Below are 17,622 nucleotides of genomic sequence, written 5' to 3' on the forward strand. Positions count from 1 at the left end.
GTGCTGGGATAATGCGCCGACAGAACGCTTTTTCGGCACGCTCAAGTCAGAGTGGGTGCCTCGTGGCGGTTACAGCCTGATCGAGGAAGCCAAAACCGATATCGTGCGCTTCTTCATGTACTACAACCGCACCAGACTCCATAGCTATAACGACTACCTGTCGCCAATAGCCATGGAGCAAAAAGCGGCATAAACACCGTAATCGGTGTCCGAGATTACTTGACCAGTTCAAGCTTGCTCCGGGCGGCGTTCCGACGATGAGGCCCGTCAGTTCACCGCGAGTGCCTTGGCCAACCGCTTCCCCCGCGCGCCCGCAGCCAGATCCATCACCGCCCGATCGCGCTGCCACATCTGCGCCCAATGCGCCGGACCATCGGCCATTGCCTGATCAATCTCGGCCTTGAGCCCGTCGAATTGCGCAAACAACCCGCCCAGCAATACATGCCCGGCGGCATTGTTCGGTGCCTGACGGCTGGCTTCCGCGCACCCGGCCAGCAACGCCAGTAACCGCAACTGCAAGGCTTGCGGCCAGTCGCAGTCCTGGCCGATGCCATACAGCCACGACGTCATCGCACTCAGCACATAAACGTCTTCAAGGGTGCGGAACGGTTTGACGTACGCATCCCAGCCATCCCCCGCCAGCAACTCGCACAGGGTGTTGTCGAGAAACAACCGGCCATGGCTGATGTCCGGCATCAATGGGATCGCCGGGAGTTTTTCCAGACGTACGCCCGGTTCGCCGGGATAGACCACCGCCAGGCTCAGGCGCGGCGATTCACCGGTTTCTTCGCTGCGTGCAGCGATCAGCAGCCATTCCGCGGCATCACCGGCCGTGACGAAATCCTTGCGCCCGCTCAGGCGCAGGTCGGCAAGGCGGGTTTGCATGTCTGCCGGTCGCAGGCTGCGCTGTTCGGTTGCACACAACGCGCCGAGGCTCAACGGTGCGCTCGGCCAGAGCATGCGCAACGCCGCCTGATACCCCACCAGAAATGCCAACCCCGGCGTCGCCATCAAACGCCCGCCAGCGACGGCCAACTCAAACGGCGTCACCGTGCCCAACTGGTGCAACAAGGTCACGAAACCTTCCGCCAGATCCGGGTTGGCGGGCAGGCGGTCGTGGCGGTTCAACAGGTTTTGCCAGGGCATAAGAGGCTCCTCGTGGGCTGTCATATAAGCATCACCAAAGCTTAATGGCGATGACACCGGGGCTACATAGCCTGACCTTGCACAAAACGGCTGCATAAAGAAAGTCGATCCGCTGTAACCCAAGACGGGTGAGCAGCCCGCACGGAGAATCGCCATGACTCAGATCGCCCGCATCCGCGACACCGGCAACGACCGCCGCCTGCAAGCCGAACGCCTGATCGGCAGCCAAGCCTTGCAGGAAGCCCAGGCCTTACGCTTCAACGTGTTCAGCGGCGAGTTCAACGCCAAGCTGAAGGGCGCAGAGTTGGGTCTGGACATGGATGACTATGATGTTCACTGCGCCCACATTGGCGTGCGTGACTTGAACACCGGACGTCTGGTGGCGACCACACGTTTACTCGATCACACGGCGGCCAGCAGCCTGGGCAAGTTCTACAGCGAAGAAGAATTCAGCCTGCATGGCCTGGTTCACCTCAAAGGCCCGATTCTGGAAATCGGCCGCACCTGTGTCGACCCGGCGTACCGCAACGGCGGCACCATCGCGGTGCTGTGGGGCGAACTGGCCGAGGTGTTGAATCAGGGCGGCTACAGCTATTTGATGGGCTGCGCGAGCATTCCAATGCAGGACGGCGGCATCCAGGCCCACGCGATCATGCAGCGTTTGCGCGAACGCTACCTGTGCACCGAACACCTGCGCGCCGAACCGAAAAAGCCACTGCCGACCCTGGATATTCCTTCCAACGTCATCGCCGAAATGCCCCCGCTCCTAAAGGCCTACATGCGCCTGGGCGCAAAAATCTGCGGCGAGCCGTGCTGGGATGAAGACTTCCAAGTGGCCGATGTCTTCATCCTGCTCAAGCGCGACGAACTCTGCCCGCGTTACGCCAAGCACTTCAAGGCGGCCATGTGATGATCCGTTTGCGGGTGTACGCGCGGATTGCGCGAGTGCTTGTCGTGGTCGCACTGGGTTTGAGCATGGCCAGTATATTTGGGGCTTTCGAGCGTATGGGCATCGCCCATTCGATGGTCCGCCGCCAGCGCTGGTCGCGATTTTTCATGGCGCGGTTGAGCAATGCCCTGCCCTTCCAGGTCACCGTTCATGGTGAACTGCCCAAGCAACCGATGCTCTGGGTCAGCAATCACGTGTCCTGGACCGACATCCCGCTGCTGGGCATGCTTACGCCGCTGTCGTTTCTGTCCAAGGCCGAAGTGCGCACCTGGCCGGTCGCCGGTTGGTTGGCAGCCAAGGCCGGCAGTCTGTTTATCCGTCGCGGGTCGGGCGACAGTCAGCTGATTCGCAAACAAATGACCCGCCACCTGGAACAAGCGCATCCGCTGTTGATGTTCCCGGAAGGCACCACCACCGATGGCCGTTCGCTGCGCACCTTCCATGGTCGCTTGCTGTCAGCGGCGATTGATTCAGAGGTGCTGCTGCAACCGGTGGCGATTCGTTATCTGCGTAACGGTCAGCTCGACACCCTTGCACCGTTCATTGGCGATGATGATCTGCTGTCGCACTTGATGCGCTTGTTTGCCAATGACCGGGGGGATGTGGAGATTCATCTGCTCAAGCCGATTGCTTGTGAAGGTCGCGAACGTGCAGCGCTGGCGTTCGAAGCGCAGCAAGCGGTGCAGAAAGCGTTGTTTGGGGCGATTCCGGAGAAGCAGCAGATCCCGATGCGACCCGCCATCGCTGCTTAAACACACATCTAATGTGGGAGCGGGCTTGCTCGCGAAAGCGGTGTGTCATTCAACATTGATGTCGACTGATGTACCGCTTTCGCGAGCAAGCCCGCTCCCACATTGGTTTTAGGGTGTTGGGTAGTTTTGGGCAAAGGTCTGAAGCTGTGGATAAAAAAGCCTGAAGTCTTCACTCAACGGTTCATACAACACCCGCAATTCCTGCATCGCTCCCGCCAGTTCCTCCGGCCGGGTCAACCGCCGCGAAATCCCCCGCAGCACCTGCTCCAGCACCTCGAATTCCCGGTAAGAACCCAACCAGTCATTGGCCACCATGTGCGGTGCGATCCTGGCCAGGCGTTCCGGCAATTGCGGCTCGGCTGTCAGTATCCGGTACACATCAGACGTGAACAGTTCCAGCGGCCGATCGGCGTATAGCGTCCAGTCCCGTGCCAGGCAATGGTCGAAAAACACATCGAGCACGATCCCGGCGTAACGCCGGCGCGTCGTGGAGAACCGCGACAACGAGGCATCCACCAGCGGATGGCGATCCGTAAACACGTCAATGCTGCGATGCAGCTGGATGGCTGCTTCGACGTCGGGTTCAAACTGCCCCTGCAACCGTCCTTTGACGAAATCGCCATACAGACTGCCGAGCAATTGGCCGGGACGCTGGCCACCAAGGTGAAGATGTGCGAGATAGTTCATGGGCGCAGCTTAGCACTGCGCCTTTGTTTCTTTACACCCAACGTATCGCTATAACCCGATATACCGATTTACACGGTCATCAGATCGAATTCGTATTGGTATATCGCGAAATACCGATTTAAAGTTCGCTTCATCGCGATATAGCGTTTTACACATCACGAGCCCCCGACCATGAACCTTGACCTCGACGAAATAATAAAAGCCCTGGCACACCCGGTACGGCGAGAAATCCTGCACTGGCTCAAAGACCCGACCGTCGAATTCCCTGACCAGTCCCACAGCAACGAGCACGGTGTTTGCGCCGGGCAGATCGATCAACGTTGCGGCTTGTCGCAGTCCACGGTGTCCGCGCACCTGGCCACCCTGCAACGCGCCGGCCTGATCAGCAGCCGCAAAGTCGGCCAGTGGCATTTTTTCAAACGTAATGAGGAAACCATTCAGGAGTTCCTCAAAACCTTCAGTAAAGAGCTCTGACCCTTAACGTCAGCCAGCCCAAAAGGAATTCAACAATGCCCCTCTCGCTCCTCATCCTGGCCTTGAGCGCCTTCGCCATCGGCACCACCGAATTCGTCATCATGGGCCTGCTGCCCGACGTGGCGGCGGATCTCGGCGTGTCGATCCCCGGCGCCGGCTGGTTGGTGACCGGTTACGCCTTGGGCGTGGCCATTGGTGCGCCGTTCATGGCACTGGCCACCGCCAGGCTGCCGCGCAAGGCCGCACTGGTGGCGTTGATGGGGATCTTCATCATCGGAAACCTGCTCTGCGCCCTCGCCAGTGACTACAACGTGTTGATGTTTGCACGCGTCGTCACAGCCCTCTGCCACGGTGCTTTCTTCGGTATCGGTTCGGTGGTGGCGGCAGGCCTGGTGCCGGCCAACAAACGCGCTTCGGCCGTGGCCTTGATGTTCACCGGCCTGACCCTGGCCAACGTGCTCGGCGTGCCGCTGGGTACTGCGCTGGGTCAGCAAGCCGGCTGGCGTTCGACTTTCTGGGCCGTGACCGTGATTGGTGTCATTGCCCTGATCGGCCTGATCCGCTTCCTGCCGGCCAAGCGCGACGAAGAAAAACTCGACATGCGCGCCGAGCTCGCAGCCCTCAAGGGCGCCGGGATCTGGTTGTCCCTGAGCATGACGGCGCTGTTCGCTGCCTCGGTCTTCACCCTGTTCACCTATGTCGCACCGCTGTTGGGCGAAGTCACCGGCGTCTCGCCCCGTGGCGTGACCTGGACGTTGATGCTCATCGGCCTGGGCCTGACCGTCGGCAATATCATCGGCGGCAAACTGGCTGACAAAGGCATGGCCGCGACGCTGATCGGCGTGTTCATCACCATGGCCGTGGTCTCCACCGTACTGACGTGGACCAGCGTCGCACTGATCCCGACCGAGATCACCCTGTTCCTCTGGGCCACGGCGTGTTTTGCCGCCGTACCCGCCCTGCAAGTGAACGTGGTGACCTTCGGCAAAGCGGCACCGAACCTGGTGTCGACCCTGAACATCGGCGCTTTCAACATCGGCAACGCACTCGGTGCCTGGGTCGGCGGCAGCGTCATCACCCACGGCTTCGACCTGACCAGCGTGCCACTCGCCGCAGCGGCACTGGCGGTACTCGCCCTGCTGGTGACCCTGATTACTTTCCGTCAGAGCGGCAATCCCGAACTGGCACCTGCTACCAACTGATCTCCATAAGAGAGCTACTTCATGACGACTATTTTCGATCCGATCAAACTGGGCGACGTTGAGTTGGCCAACCGCATCATCATGGCACCGCTGACCCGCTGCCGCGCCGACGAAGGCCGCGTGCCGAACGCGCTGATGGCCGAATACTACGTCCAGCGCGCCTCCGCGGGCCTGATCCTCAGCGAAGCCACCTCGGTCACGCCAATGGGCGTCGGCTACCCGGACACCCCGGGCATCTGGTCCAACGACCAGGTACGTGGCTGGGCCAACGTGACCAAGGCAATCCACGGCGCGGGCGGCAAGATTTTCCTGCAACTGTGGCACGTCGGCCGAGTTTCGCACGCCTCGTACCTGAACGGCGAAGCACCGGTCGCACCGAGCGCCATCCAGCCTAAAGGCCACGTCAGCCTGGTTCGCCCATTGGCTGACTACCCGACGCCGCGTGCCCTGGAAACCGCAGAAATCGCCGACATCGTCGACGCTTACCGCACCGGCGCCGAGAACGCCAAAGCTGCTGGTTTTGACGGTGTCGAGATCCACGGTGCCAACGGTTACCTGCTCGACCAGTTCCTGCAAAGCAGCACCAACCAACGCACTGACAATTACGGCGGCTCCCTGGAAAACCGTGCGCGCCTGCTGCTGGAAGTGACCGACGCGGCCATCGAAGTCTGGGGCGCCGGCCGTGTCGGTGTGCACCTGGCACCGCGCGCCGATTCCCATGACATGGGCGACGACAACCTGGCAGAAACCTTCACCTACGTCGCCCGCGAACTGGGCAAGCGCGGTATCGCGTTCATCTGCTCGCGCGAAAAAGAAGCCGGCGACAGCCTTGGTCCACAATTGAAAGAAGCGTTCGGCGGCCCGTACATCATCAACGAACGCTTCACCAAGGACAGCGCCAACGCGTGGCTGGCCAGCGGCAAGGCCGATGCGGTCGCCTTCGGTGTGCCGTTCATTGCCAACCCTGACTTGCCTGCCCGCTTGAAGGCCGACGCGCCGCTGAACGAAGCGCGTCCGGAGTTGTTCTACGGCAAAGGCGCGGTTGGCTACATCGACTATCCGACGCTGTAAACGTTAGCCATTGAAATGCAAAAGCCCCGACTCGTGAGAGCCGGGGCTTTTGGGTTTTCGGAGTGGAGTGCTCACGCTCATTCACACCCAAGACACAATTTCCCTACAAAATACGTAGCTCGCTACCTGTCAACCTGGCGAGCGTCCGTATATAAAAGCACCCCTGGCCATAAATCGAGCCGGCGAAGGATTCAGCGCCCGCCTTGATCGTTGATACAAACGAAGCCAATGACTGACTTTTGTTTCATTTGCGCAGGCTTGGGCTCAAGCGCAGCATGTCCAGCCCGGCCTCGACCCAGCGTTCGGCTTCGGTGTGCAATTGAAAACTGTCGGGCGCCAGCAACCACTGGTACAGGATGCCATCGATGTAAGCGTGCAGGCTGATGGCAGCGCGCGCCGTGTCAAGGTCTTCGGGCATTTGCCCCCGATTCACGGCATTACTCAGGGCCAGGCTGATGCGCACATTGCAATCAAGGCTGGCCGTTCGACGCTGCTGACGCAGGTCACACATTTCATCGGTGAATTCGCACTTATGAAACAAAATCTCATTAATGCGTCGGGTTTTCGGGTCCAGTGCAATTTGATGAAACAAATGAATCAGCAGCTTGCGCATGCAGCCCAGCGGATCGAGTTCCTCTTCGCTTTCACTGGCCCTGGCCAATTCATCCAGTGGCTCATGCAAGGTATCCAACATGGCCTGCACCAGATCGGCCTTGTTGCTGAAATGCCAGTAGATAGCACCGCGAGTCACGCCGGCCAGGGTAGCGATGTCCGCCAGCGTCGTGCGCGCCACGCCCCTTTCATAAAAGGCTTTCTCTGCCGCTTCAAGTATCTGGCTGCGGGTTTCTTGAGCTTCCTCTTTGGTACGACGGACCATGGCAGTAAAACCTCAATCAGGATGCTTCAGCGATGTCTGAACATCAGCTGAATAAAAGTGGAGCGAGCGCTCTTGGGCGCAGTCCCCGTCTTACAATTCGAAGCTTTGAACGGCTTTTGTAATGAATCGGGTACGCAGCCAAGGTGTTTACAAACAACCATGAACGTAAGTATATTCCTTAGCAAGCTACTTATCCACTCAGTACCCTATTTTTAACCTTCCACCTTTCTAGTGCGCATGATGCGCGCCTGACCCGAGGATTTTCATGCAATTCAAGCCAGCTGTTACCGCTCTGGTCACTGCCGTCGCCTTGGCATCGCTGCTCAGCGGATGCAAAAAGGAAGAAGCGCCACCAGCCGCACCGCCTCCTCAGGTCGGCGTCGTTACCCTGCAACCTCAAGCCTTCACCCTGACGTCCGATCTTCCGGGCCGTACCAGCGCGTACCGCATCGCCGAAGTTCGCCCTCAGGTGAACGGCATCATTCTCAAGCGCATGTTCAAGGAAGGCGGCGACGTCAAGATTGGCCAGCAGCTGTACCAAATCGATTCGTCGGTCTATGACGCCACGCTGAAAAGCGCAGAAGCCAACCTGCAACAGACCAAGTCGATCGCGGACCGCTACAAGCAACTGGTCAACGAACAAGCCGTGAGCCGCCAGGAATACGACACCGCCGTGTCTAACCGGATGCAATCGGAAGCGGCCCTGCAAACGGCCCAGATCAACGTGCGCTACACCAAGGTTTACGCACCGCTCACCGGTCGTATCGGTCGCTCAAATGTGACCGAGGGCGCGCTGGTCACCAGCGGCCAGGCCGACCCGATGGCGGTGATCCAGCAACTCGATCCGATCTACGTCGACGTGACGCAGTCTTCGGTGGAGTTGCTGCAACTGCGCCGCGAACTGGAAAGCGGTCGCCTGCAAAAGTCGGGCGACAACGCGGCGAAGGTCAAGCTGACCCTCGAAGACGGCAGCGAGTACAAGCTGGACGGCAAGCTCGAGTTCTCCGAAGTCTCGGTTGACCAGACAACAGGTTCCGTCACCCTGCGCGCCGTGTTCCCCAACCCTGATCACACCCTGCTGCCGGGCATGTTCGTGCACGCGCAATTGTTGGCCGGCGTGAACGCCGCAGCAATCCTGGCCCCGCAACAAGGCGTGACGCGCGACCTCAAAGGCACCCCGACCGCTCTGGTCGTTGGTCCTGACAACAAAGTCGAGCTGCGTCAGCTCAAGGCCAACCGCACCGTCGGCAACCAATGGTTGATCGAAGATGGCTTGAAGGCAGGCGATCGCCTGATCACCGAAGGGCTGCAATTCGTCAAACCTGGCATCGAAGTCAAAGCCAGTGAAGCGACTAACGTTGGCACAAAGAACCCGGCCCCCGCACAGACAGCTGATAAGGCGTCCAGCGGCAAAGGGGAGTAACCCATGTCGAAATTTTTTATCGACCGTCCGATTTTCGCCTGGGTAATTGCCCTGGTGATCATGCTGGTCGGGGCTCTATCGATCCTCAAGTTACCGATCAACCAATACCCGAGCATTGCGCCTCCGGCCATCGCCATTTCCGTTGCCTATCCGGGTGCTTCGGCACAAACCGTACAGGACACCGTGGTGCAGGTGATCGAGCAACAGCTCAACGGTATCGACCACCTGCGATATGTGTCCTCGGAAAGTAACTCCGACGGCACCATGACCATCACCGCGACCTTCGAGCAAGGTACCAACTCCGATACCGCGCAGGTTCAGGTCCAGAACAAGCTGAACCTGGCCACCCCGCTGCTGCCGCAAGAAGTACAGCAGCAAGGTATCCGCGTGACCAAGGCGGTGAAAAACTTCCTGCTGGTAATCGGTGTGGTCTCGCGTGACGGCAGCATGACCAAGGACGACCTGTCCAACTACATCGTGTCGAACATGCAGGACCCGATCTCGCGGACCGCCGGTGTCGGTGACTTCCAGGTATTCGGCTCCCAGTACGCCATGCGTATCTGGCTCGACCCGGCCAAGTTGAACAACTTCAACCTGACCCCGATCGATGTCAAAACCGCCATCGCCGCGCAGAACGTCCAGGTGTCGTCCGGCCAGCTCGGCGGCTTGCCTGCCCTGCCCGGCACACAGCTGAACGCGACGATTATCGGCAAGACCCGTCTGCAGACCGCCGAGCAATTCGACAAGATCCTGCTCAAGGTCAACAAGGACGGCTCTCAGGTTCGCTTGAAAGATGTCGCCGATGTCGGTTTGGGTGGTGAAAACTACAGCATCAACGCCCAGTTCAACGGTGCTCCGGCGTCCGGCCTGGCAGTGAAGCTGGCCACTGGCGCCAACGCCCTCGATACTGCCAAGGCCTTGCGCACCACCATCGACAGCCTCAAGCCGTTCTTCCCGCAAGGGATGGAAGTGGTGTTCCCGTACGACACTACTCCGGTGGTGACCGAGTCGATCAAGGGCGTGGTTCACACCCTGGTCGAAGCGGTCGCACTGGTGTTCCTGGTGATGTTCCTGTTCCTGCAAAACTTCCGCGCCACCATCATCACCACGATGACCGTGCCGGTGGTATTGCTGGGTACGTTCGGCATCCTGGCGGCAGCCGGTTTCAGCATCAACACCCTGACCATGTTCGGTATGGTCCTGGCCATCGGCTTGCTGGTGGACGACGCCATCGTTGTGGTGGAAAACGTCGAGCGGGTGATGAGTGAAGAAGGCCTGTCGCCCAAGGAAGCCACCAAGAAATCGATGGGGCAGATCCAGGGTGCATTGGTGGGTATCGCCCTGGTGCTGTCGGCGGTTCTGCTGCCGATGGCATTCTTCAGCGGCTCCACCGGTGTGATCTACAAGCAATTTTCGATCACCATCGTTTCGGCCATGGCGCTCTCGGTTCTGGTTGCTCTGATTTTCACCCCGGCGCTTTGCGCCACCATGCTCAAGCCTATTCCCAAGGGTGAGCACGGCATGCCAAAACGCGGCTTCTTTGGCTGGTTCAACCGCAACTTCGACCGTGGCGTCAAAAGCTACGAGCGCGGCGTGGGCAATATGCTCACCCAGAAGGCGCCGTACCTGCTGGCCTATCTCATCATCATTGTCGGCATGATCTGGCTGTTCACCCGTATCCCGACGGCGTTCCTGCCTGAAGAAGACCAGGGTGTACTGTTCGCCCAGGTGCAGACGCCGGCCGGTTCGACCTCCCAGCGCACCCAGGTGGTCGTGGACGAGATGCGTGAATTCCTGTTGCGTCCGGGTAAGGATGGCGGTGAAGGCGATGCGGTGAACTCGGTGTTTACCGTCACCGGCTTCAACTTCGCCGGTCGTGGCCAGAGCTCGGGTATGGCGTTCATCATGCTCCGTCCATGGGACGAGCGTAACGCCGACAACAACGTGTTCAAGGTGGCGGCCCGTGCCCAGCAGCACTTCTTCACCTTCCGTGATGCCATGGTGTTTGCCTTCGCGCCACCGGCGGTACTGGAACTGGGTAACGCCACCGGTTTCGACGTGTTCCTTCAAGACCGTGCCGGTATCGGTCACGAAAAACTGATGCAAGCGCGCAACCAGTTCCTCGGCATGGCAGCGCAAAGCAAGATTCTGACTCAGGTGCGTCCGAACGGCCTGAACGATGAACCGCAATACCAACTGGAAATCGATGACGAGAAGGCCAGTGCCCTGGGCATTACCATCGCGGACATCAACAACACCCTGTCGATTGCTCTGGGCAGTAGCTACGTCAACGACTTCATCGATCGTGGTCGAGTGAAGAAGGTTTACGTGCAAGGTCAGCCCGGCTCGCGTATGAGCCCTGAAGACCTGAAGAAATGGTATGTGCGCAACAGCGCCGGCACCATGGTTCCGTTCTCGGCGTTTGCCAAGGGTGAATGGATTTACGGCTCGCCGAAGCTGGCCCGTTACAACGGCGTCGAAGCGATGGAAATCCTCGGTTCCCCGGCGCCGGGCTACTCCACCGGTGAAGCCATGGCCGAAGTCGAGGCCATTGCCGCCAAACTGCCGGCGGGTGTCGGTATTTCCTGGACCGGCCTGTCGTACGAGGAACGGTTATCCGGTTCGCAAGCGCCCGCGTTGTACGCCCTGTCGTTGCTGATGGTGTTCCTGTGCCTGGCAGCGCTGTATGAAAGCTGGTCGATCCCGATCGCGGTGATGCTGGTGGTGCCTTTGGGGATCATCGGTGCGTTGATGGCGACCAGCCTGCGTGGTCTGTCCAACGACGTGTACTTCCAGGTGGGCCTGTTGACGACTATCGGTCTGGCGGCGAAAAACGCCATTCTGATTGTCGAATTTGCTAAGGAGCTGCATGAGCAAGGGCGTAGCCTGCGCGATGCCGCGATCGAAGCCAGCCGCATGCGTCTGCGACCGATCATCATGACCTCGCTCGCGTTCGTTCTCGGTGTGGTACCCCTGGCGATATCCACGGGTGCGGGTTCCGGTAGCCAGCATGCCATCGGCACCGGCGTGATTGGCGGTATGATCACCGCCACCGTTCTGGCGATCTTCTGGGTCCCACTGTTCTTCGTCACTGTGTCGTCCATCGGTCAGCGCAAAATAGTCGACCAGGATGACGCCACTGAAACTCCTAAAGAGGCTGGCCAATGAGCAAGTCGCTACTCTCCCTAGCCGTCGCCGCGTTCGTGCTCGGTGGTTGCTCGCTGATACCCGATTATCAGCAGCCTGAGGCACCGGTGGCGGGCCAATACCCGCAAGGTCCGGCGTACTCGCCGGCCCAGGCGCCGAGCCAGGCTGCGGCGGAGCAAGGCTGGAAGCAGTTTTTCCATGACCCGGCACTGCAACAGCTGATCCAGGTTTCCTTGGAAAACAACCGGGACCTGCGTGTCGCGGCCCTGAACATCGACGCCTTTGCGGCCCAATACCGCATCCAGCGTGCGGATCTGTTCCCGGCCGTATCGGCCAATGGCAGCGGCAACCGCCAGCGCGTTCCGGAAAACTCTTCGCAGACCGGTCAGTCAGGCATTGTCAGTTCGTACTCGGCCACCGTCGGCATCAGCGCCTATGAACTTGATATGTTTGGTCGGGTTCGCAGCCTGAGCGAAGAAGCGCTGCAGAAGTACTTCGCCACTGAAGAAGGTCGTCGCAGCACGCAGATCAGCCTGGTGGCCAGCGTGGCCAATGCCTACCTGACCTGGCAAGCCGACAAGGAACTGCTGAAAGTCACCCAGGACACCCTCGGTGCGTTCGAGGAGAGCTACAAGCTCACCGCACGCAGCGCCGAAGTCGGTGTAGCGTCGGCGCTGGACCTCGCTCAGTCGCGGACCTCGGTGGAAAACGCCCGGGCGCAACTGGCGAAGTACACCCGTCAGGTCGCTCAGGATGAAAACAGCCTGGTGCTGCTGCTCGGTACTGGCATCCCGGCCAATCTGCAAGCAGCCAAGCCGCTGTCTGACGATTTGCTGAGCGACGTGCCGGCCGGTCTGCCATCGGACTTGCTGCAACGTCGTCCGGACATCCTCCAGGCCGAATACAACCTCAAGGCCGCCAACGCCAACATCGGCGCGGCACGGGCTGCATTCTTCCCGAGCATCAGCCTGACAGCCAACGCTGGCACCCTCAGCCCGGACTTGTCCGGTCTGTTCAAGGGCGGTTCCGGCACCTGGTTGTTCCAACCGCAAATCAACCTGCCGATCTTCAACGCCGGCAGCCTGCGCGCCAGCCTGGATTACTCGAAAATCCAGAAAGACATCGGCGTGGCGAACTACGAGAAGTCCATTCAAACGGCCTTCCAGGAAGTCGCCGACGGCTTGGCCGCCCGCCAGACCTACACCGATCAGTTGCAGGCCCAGCGTGACTTCGTCACCGCCAACCAGGACTACTACCGCCTGGCTCAACGTCGCTACCTCATTGGTGTCGACAGCAACCTGACCTTCCTCGATGCCCAGCGTCAGTTGTTCAGCGCCCAACAAGTGCTGATCACCGACCGTTTGGCGCAGTTGGTCAGCGCGGTCAATCTGTACAAGGCGTTGGGTGGTGGCTGGAATTCGCAGACTGCCAAGCTCGAACCGCTGAAAGAAGAAGCGCCGAAGATGAAGTTGTTCTGATAGCGCTGTGAACACAAGAAGCCCACCGATTGGTGGGCTTTTTGTTGGCTACAGGAAAATGTGTGGCGTGATCACTGCCCTCATCGCGGGCAAGCCCGCTCCCACAGGTTTTAAGCTCGCCACAAATTGCATAAACGCAAACGGCCCACTGTGGGAGCGGGCTTGCCCGCGATGTGGCCAGTACAGCCACCCAAAAAACCAGGCTAATGTTACGTTCGATAATCGCCCAAAACCCGCTTTCGCCGATTGAACCATTCAGTACATTCACCGCACCATTCGCCCCACAAAACCAATAACAACAGGTTCGATGTCATGCCCCCACGCCCTGCCCTGTCCGGCTGATCTTCAGGTTTCACCCTCATATTTCGATCATTTGTCTGCACCTTCAAAAGTCGCGGCATCGCCCCGTTTCATCCCCAAGAATTAGAGAGACCCGAGCTCATGAAGCCTTCCACCGCGCAGTATTTGTTTCCCGGCCTGATCGCCATCGCCGTGGCCTCAGCGGTCTTGCCCGCCCAGGCCGAGGAATCGGGTTTTGTCGAAGGTGCCAAGGTCAACCTGAACCTGCGCAACTTCTACATCAACCGCAACTTCACCAACCCGACCAAGGCTCAGGGCAAGGCTGAAGAGTGGACACAAAGCTTCATCCTCGACGCCAAGTCCGGTTTCACTCAGGGCACCGTCGGTTTCGGCATGGATGTGCTGGGGCTCTACTCGGTGAAACTCGATGGCGGGAAAGGCACTGGCGGTACGCAGTTGCTGCCGCTGGATCACGACGGACGCCCGGCGGACAATTTCGGGCGCACCAACGTCGCGTTCAAAGCCAAGCTGTCGCAGACCGAAGTGAAGGTTGGCGAATGGATGCCAGTGCTGCCGATCCTGCGTTCGGACGACGGTCGTTCCCTGCCGCAAACCTTCCGTGGCGGCCAGATCACGTCGAAGGAAATCAGTGGCCTGACGCTCTACGGCGGCCAGTTCCGCCAGAACAGCCCACGGGACGACAGCAGCATGGACGACATGTCGATGACCGGCAAAGCCGCGTTCACCTCTGACCGTTTCAACTTTCAGGGCGGCGAGTACGTGTTCAACGACAAGCGCACCCAGGTCGGCCTGTGGAATGCCGAACTCAAGGACATCTACAGCCAGCAATTCGTGAATCTGACCCACAGTCAGCCCATCGGCGACTGGACCCTGGGTGCCAACCTTGGTTATTTCTACGGCAAGGATGACGGCAGTGCCCGCGCCGGCGAGCTGGACAACAAAACCATGTACGGTCTGTTCTCGGCCAAATACGGCGGCAACACCTTCTACGTCGGCCTGCAAAAACTCACCGGCGACAACGCCTGGATGCGCGTCAACGGCACCAGCGGCGGGACCCTGGCCAACGACAGCTACAACTCCAGCTACGACAATGCCCAGGAGAAATCCTGGCAAGTACGCCACGACTACAACTTCGTCGCACTCGGCGTACCGGGCCTGACCTTGATGAATCGCTACATCAGCGGCGATAACGTGCACACCGGCACGATCACCGACGGCAAGGAATGGGGGCGCGAATCAGAGCTGGGCTACACCGTACAAAGCGGCGCGCTCAAGGACCTCAACGTCAAATGGCGCAACTCGACCATTCGCCGCGACTTCAGCAACAACGAGTTCGACGAGAACCGGGTGATCATCAGCTACCCGATCAGCCTGCTGTAAATCTCAAGTACGCCATCGCGGGCAAGCCCGCTCCCACAGGTTTTGTGTGTACCCCAAGATTTGGGCATGACATAAAACTTTGTGGGAGCGGGCTTGCCCGCGATGGCGTTAGTTCAATCAACGCAAATCACCGGGATCACTCCCGCGACTCAACTCCCAACTCATCCCAAACCGACTCGGCCAGATGGAACGTCGCATTTGCCGCCGGGATGCCGCAATAGATCGCGCTCTGCATGATCACTTCCTTGATCTCGCCACGGCTCACGCCATTGTTGGCGGCGGCGCGCAGGTGCAGTTTCAGCTCGTCGTTGCGGTTCATGCCGATCAGCATGGAAATGGTGATCAGGCTGCGGGTGTGGCGTGGCAAGCCTGGACGGGTCCAGATGTCACCCCAGGCGTGACGGGTGATCATCTCCTGAAACTCCGAGTTGAACTCGGTCAGGGCATTCAGGCTGCGGTCGACGTGGGCGTCGCCGAGCACCGCGCGACGGACTTTCATGCCTTCGTCGTAACGTTGTTTCTCGTCCACAACAATCCCCTTATTCCGCTGACAAAAACGCCAAGACGCGCTCGCTGAACGCGGCGCCGGCCTGGACGTTGGACAAGTGCGCAGCGTAGAACTCGGCGTACTCGGCGCCCTGCACATGTTCTTGAATGAAGTGCCCGCCGGACGGCGGTGTCACGGCGTCTTCGGTGCCGGCGATCACCAGCAGCGGCACCTTGATCAAAGGCAACTGATCACGGAAATCGGCATCGCGCACTGCCGCGCAATTGGCCGCGTAACCTTCAGGCGAAGTGGCCGCGAGCATGTCGGTAATCCGCTTGGCCGCGGCCGGGTTGGCCTGCGCGAAGTCCGGGGTAAACCAGCGCGCAATCGAGGCATCGCGCAGGGCAACCATGGCCGCTGGACCGTCGCGCAGCACCGTTTCAATGCGCGGGTTCCAGATCGACGGATCGCCGATTTTCGCGGCGGTATTGCACACCACCAGCTTATGCAAACGCTGTCCGGCGTTGATCCCCAGCCACTGGCCGATCAAACCGCCCATGGACAAACCACAGAAATGCGCACGCTCGATGTGCAGCGAATCCAGCAGTGCCAAAACGTCTTGGCCCAGTTGCTCGATGCTGTACGGCCCCGGCGTCACCAGCGATTGACCGTGACCACGGGTGTCGAAACGCAGCACCCGGAACTGTTCGGTGAACGCCGCCATCTGCGCGTCCCACATGTGCAGGTCAGTGCCCAGCGAGTTGGACAGCACCAGCACTGGCGCATCTTTCGGGCCATCCAATTGGTAATGCAGTTCGCCCTCGGCGAGTTGTACAAAAGCCACAGCAATCTCCTTCAGGCAGTCAACGCAATATGTTCAGCCACCGCTCGCTCGACCCAGGTACGGGCCTGACCGAGGTAATGGGCAGGGTCCAGCAAATGATCGAGTTCAGCGCCAGAAAGCTCGGCAGTCACTTGCGGCTCGTCACCGAGGACGGCACGCAGATGACGCTGTTCAGCCACCGCACGCTTGCAGCACTGTTCCAGCAGATGATGCGCAGTGTCGCGGCCGACCCGCTGGGCGAGGACAATGCTCACCGCTTCGGCCAGCACCAGGCCCTGGGTCAGATCGAGGTTGCGCGCCATGCGCTGCGCATCCACTTCCAGGCCCTGCGCGACCAGCAGCGCTTGCTTCAGGCTGCCGGACACCAGGCAGCAAATCTCGGGTAGGGTTTCCCATTCGGCATGCCACAAACCGAGGCTGCGCTCGTGTTCCTGCGGCATTGCGCTGAACAGCGTCGAGAGCAAACCGGGCACGCGAGTCGCCGCGCCGATCAGCACCGCTGCGCCCACCGGGTTGCGCTTGTGCGGCATGGTCGAGGAACCGCCCTTGCCCGGCGCCGAAGGCTCGAACACTTCGCCGGCTTCGGTCTGCATCAGCAAACTGATGTCGCGGCCGAGTTTGCCCAGGCTGCCGGCGATCAATCCCAGCACGGAGCCGAACTCCACCAGACGATCGCGCTGGGTGTGCCAGGGTTGTTCCGGCAAGGTCAGTTGCAACTCGCCGGCCAGCGCTTCGGCAATCGGCATCGCTTGCGCGCCAAGGGCTGCCAGGGTTCCAGAGGCACCGCCGAATTGCAGCACCAGCAGACGTGGCTTGAGCTCTTGCAAGCGCTGACGGCTACGGGTGACCGCGCCCAGCCAACCGGCGATTTTCATGCCGAGGGTGACCGGCGTTGCGTGCTGCAACCAGGTGCGTCCCGCCAGCGGAGTGGCGATATATCGCTTGGCTTGAGTGGCGAGGGTATCGCCCAGTTGCGCGAGATCGCTTTCGATCAATGCCAATGCCAGACGCAGTTGCAACACCAGGCCGGTGTCCATCACGTCCTGGCTGGTCGCGCCCAAATGCACATAGCGCTCGGCTTGCGCATCACGGGTTGCGATCTGTTTGCCCAATGCCTTGACCAATGGAATGGCGGAATTGCCCGCCGTGGCAATCGCCTCGCCGAGGGCGGCGAAGTCGTAATGCCCGGCCGCACACGCCGCTTCAATCGGGGCGACCGCGGTTTGCGGAATCAGACCGACACGCGCCTCGGCCCGGGCCAGCGCGGCTTCGAAATCGAGCATGGCCTGAACCCGGCCTTGATCGCAAAACACGTCACGCATATCGCGGGCAGTGAAGTAGGCATCGAACAATTGATTGCCCGGTCGCTCGTTCATAAACAGTC

Annotated in this window: 16 protein-coding genes; 10 read left to right on the forward strand and 6 right to left on the reverse strand. The window is 60.1% G+C overall.

Going from position 1 to position 17,622, the window contains the following annotated elements:
• Window positions 1-193 (forward strand): integrase core domain-containing protein (locus tag BMS17_RS08205; RefSeq protein ID WP_139348132.1); only part of this gene is annotated, 193 nt, incomplete at its 5' end.
• Window positions 194-267: 74 nt separating this feature from the next.
• Here the strand turns inward: BMS17_RS08205 and BMS17_RS08210 are convergent.
• Window positions 268-1,146 (reverse strand): acyl-CoA dehydrogenase family protein, encoded by an 879-nt coding sequence (locus BMS17_RS08210; protein WP_046029404.1) that lies wholly within the window; start codon window positions 1,144-1,146, stop codon window positions 268-270.
• Window positions 1,147-1,300: 154 nt separating this feature from the next.
• Here BMS17_RS08210 and olsB point away from each other — a divergent pair, with 154 nt between their 5' ends.
• A complete protein-coding gene (olsB, locus tag BMS17_RS08215; RefSeq protein ID WP_046029403.1) occupies window positions 1,301-2,056 on the forward strand; it encodes an L-ornithine N(alpha)-acyltransferase in 756 nt (251 codons plus the stop codon).
• Window positions 2,056-2,847: a 1-acyl-sn-glycerol-3-phosphate acyltransferase gene (locus tag BMS17_RS08220; RefSeq protein WP_046029401.1), complete on the forward strand. Its 792-nt coding sequence runs from the start codon at window positions 2,056-2,058 to the stop codon at window positions 2,845-2,847. Before olsB ends, BMS17_RS08220 begins: the two co-directional genes overlap by 1 nt.
• Before the next feature lie 108 nt (window positions 2,848-2,955).
• Here the strand turns inward: BMS17_RS08220 and BMS17_RS08225 are convergent, their stop codons facing one another.
• Window positions 2,956-3,534: an ACP phosphodiesterase gene (locus BMS17_RS08225; RefSeq protein ID WP_046029400.1), complete on the reverse strand. Its 579-nt coding sequence runs from the start codon at window positions 3,532-3,534 to the stop codon at window positions 2,956-2,958.
• 171 nt (window positions 3,535-3,705) lie between these two features.
• Between BMS17_RS08225 and BMS17_RS08230 the strand changes: the two genes are divergently transcribed.
• The 3 genes from BMS17_RS08230 to BMS17_RS08240 are packed head-to-tail and all read left to right on the forward strand — an operon-like array spanning window position 3,706 to window position 6,281.
• The gene (locus BMS17_RS08230; protein WP_046029399.1) at window positions 3,706-4,008 is read left to right on the forward strand and encodes a helix-turn-helix transcriptional regulator; all 303 of its coding nucleotides are present in this window, start codon (window positions 3,706-3,708) and stop codon (window positions 4,006-4,008) included.
• A 35-nt stretch (window positions 4,009-4,043) separates the two neighbouring features.
• A complete protein-coding gene (locus BMS17_RS08235; RefSeq protein ID WP_077430761.1) occupies window positions 4,044-5,210 on the forward strand; it encodes an MFS transporter in 1,167 nt (388 codons plus the stop codon).
• Window positions 5,211-5,231: 21 nt separating this feature from the next.
• A complete protein-coding gene (locus BMS17_RS08240; RefSeq protein WP_077430762.1) occupies window positions 5,232-6,281 on the forward strand; it encodes an alkene reductase in 1,050 nt (349 codons plus the stop codon).
• 244 nt (window positions 6,282-6,525) lie between these two features.
• On the opposite strand, the gene emhR is transcribed toward BMS17_RS08240, so the two are convergent.
• Window positions 6,526-7,158: an efflux system transcriptional repressor EmhR gene (emhR, locus tag BMS17_RS08245; RefSeq protein WP_046029395.1), complete on the reverse strand. Its 633-nt coding sequence runs from the start codon at window positions 7,156-7,158 to the stop codon at window positions 6,526-6,528.
• Between the two features lie 265 nt (window positions 7,159-7,423).
• On the opposite strand from emhR, the gene BMS17_RS08250 reads away from it, so the two are divergent.
• From BMS17_RS08250 to BMS17_RS08265, 4 genes are all read left to right on the forward strand, one after another.
• Window positions 7,424-8,581, forward strand: a complete 1,158-nt coding sequence (locus BMS17_RS08250) for an efflux RND transporter periplasmic adaptor subunit (protein WP_046029394.1) — start codon at window positions 7,424-7,426, stop codon at window positions 8,579-8,581.
• Between the two features lie 3 nt (window positions 8,582-8,584).
• A complete protein-coding gene (gene emhB / locus BMS17_RS08255) occupies window positions 8,585-11,749 on the forward strand; it encodes an efflux RND transporter permease subunit EmhB (RefSeq protein ID WP_046029393.1) in 3,165 nt (1,054 codons plus the stop codon).
• Entirely contained in the window at window positions 11,746-13,206 is a 1,461-nt protein-coding gene (gene emhC / locus BMS17_RS08260) for an efflux RND transporter outer membrane subunit EmhC (RefSeq protein WP_046029392.1), read from the forward strand. Before emhB ends, emhC begins: the two co-directional genes overlap by 4 nt.
• 441 nt (window positions 13,207-13,647) lie before the next feature.
• Window positions 13,648-14,907 carry an OprD family porin gene (locus BMS17_RS08265; protein ID WP_077430763.1) on the forward strand — a complete coding sequence of 420 codons (1,260 nt, stop codon included), beginning with the start codon at window positions 13,648-13,650 and terminating at the stop codon, window positions 14,905-14,907.
• A 136-nt stretch (window positions 14,908-15,043) separates the two neighbouring features.
• Here the strand turns inward: BMS17_RS08265 and pcaC are convergent, their stop codons facing one another.
• From pcaC to BMS17_RS08280, 3 genes are read right to left on the reverse strand one after another with little or no spacing between them, the layout of a single operon-like run.
• Complete coding sequence (pcaC, locus tag BMS17_RS08270) at window positions 15,044-15,436, reverse strand: 4-carboxymuconolactone decarboxylase (protein ID WP_077430764.1); 393 nt, start codon at window positions 15,434-15,436, stop codon at window positions 15,044-15,046.
• Window positions 15,437-15,446: 10 nt separating this feature from the next.
• A complete protein-coding gene (gene pcaD, locus BMS17_RS08275; protein ID WP_046029389.1) occupies window positions 15,447-16,238 on the reverse strand; it encodes a 3-oxoadipate enol-lactonase in 792 nt (263 codons plus the stop codon).
• An 11-nt stretch (window positions 16,239-16,249) separates the two neighbouring features.
• Window positions 16,250-17,614 carry a 3-carboxy-cis,cis-muconate cycloisomerase gene (locus tag BMS17_RS08280; protein WP_046029388.1) on the reverse strand — a complete coding sequence of 455 codons (1,365 nt, stop codon included), beginning with the start codon at window positions 17,612-17,614 and terminating at the stop codon, window positions 16,250-16,252.
• Between the last annotated feature and the right edge of the window lie 8 nt (window positions 17,615-17,622).

The organism is Pseudomonas sp. C9 (assembly GCF_002000165.1).
In the GTDB taxonomy this organism is placed as follows: domain Bacteria; phylum Pseudomonadota; class Gammaproteobacteria; order Pseudomonadales; family Pseudomonadaceae; genus Aquipseudomonas.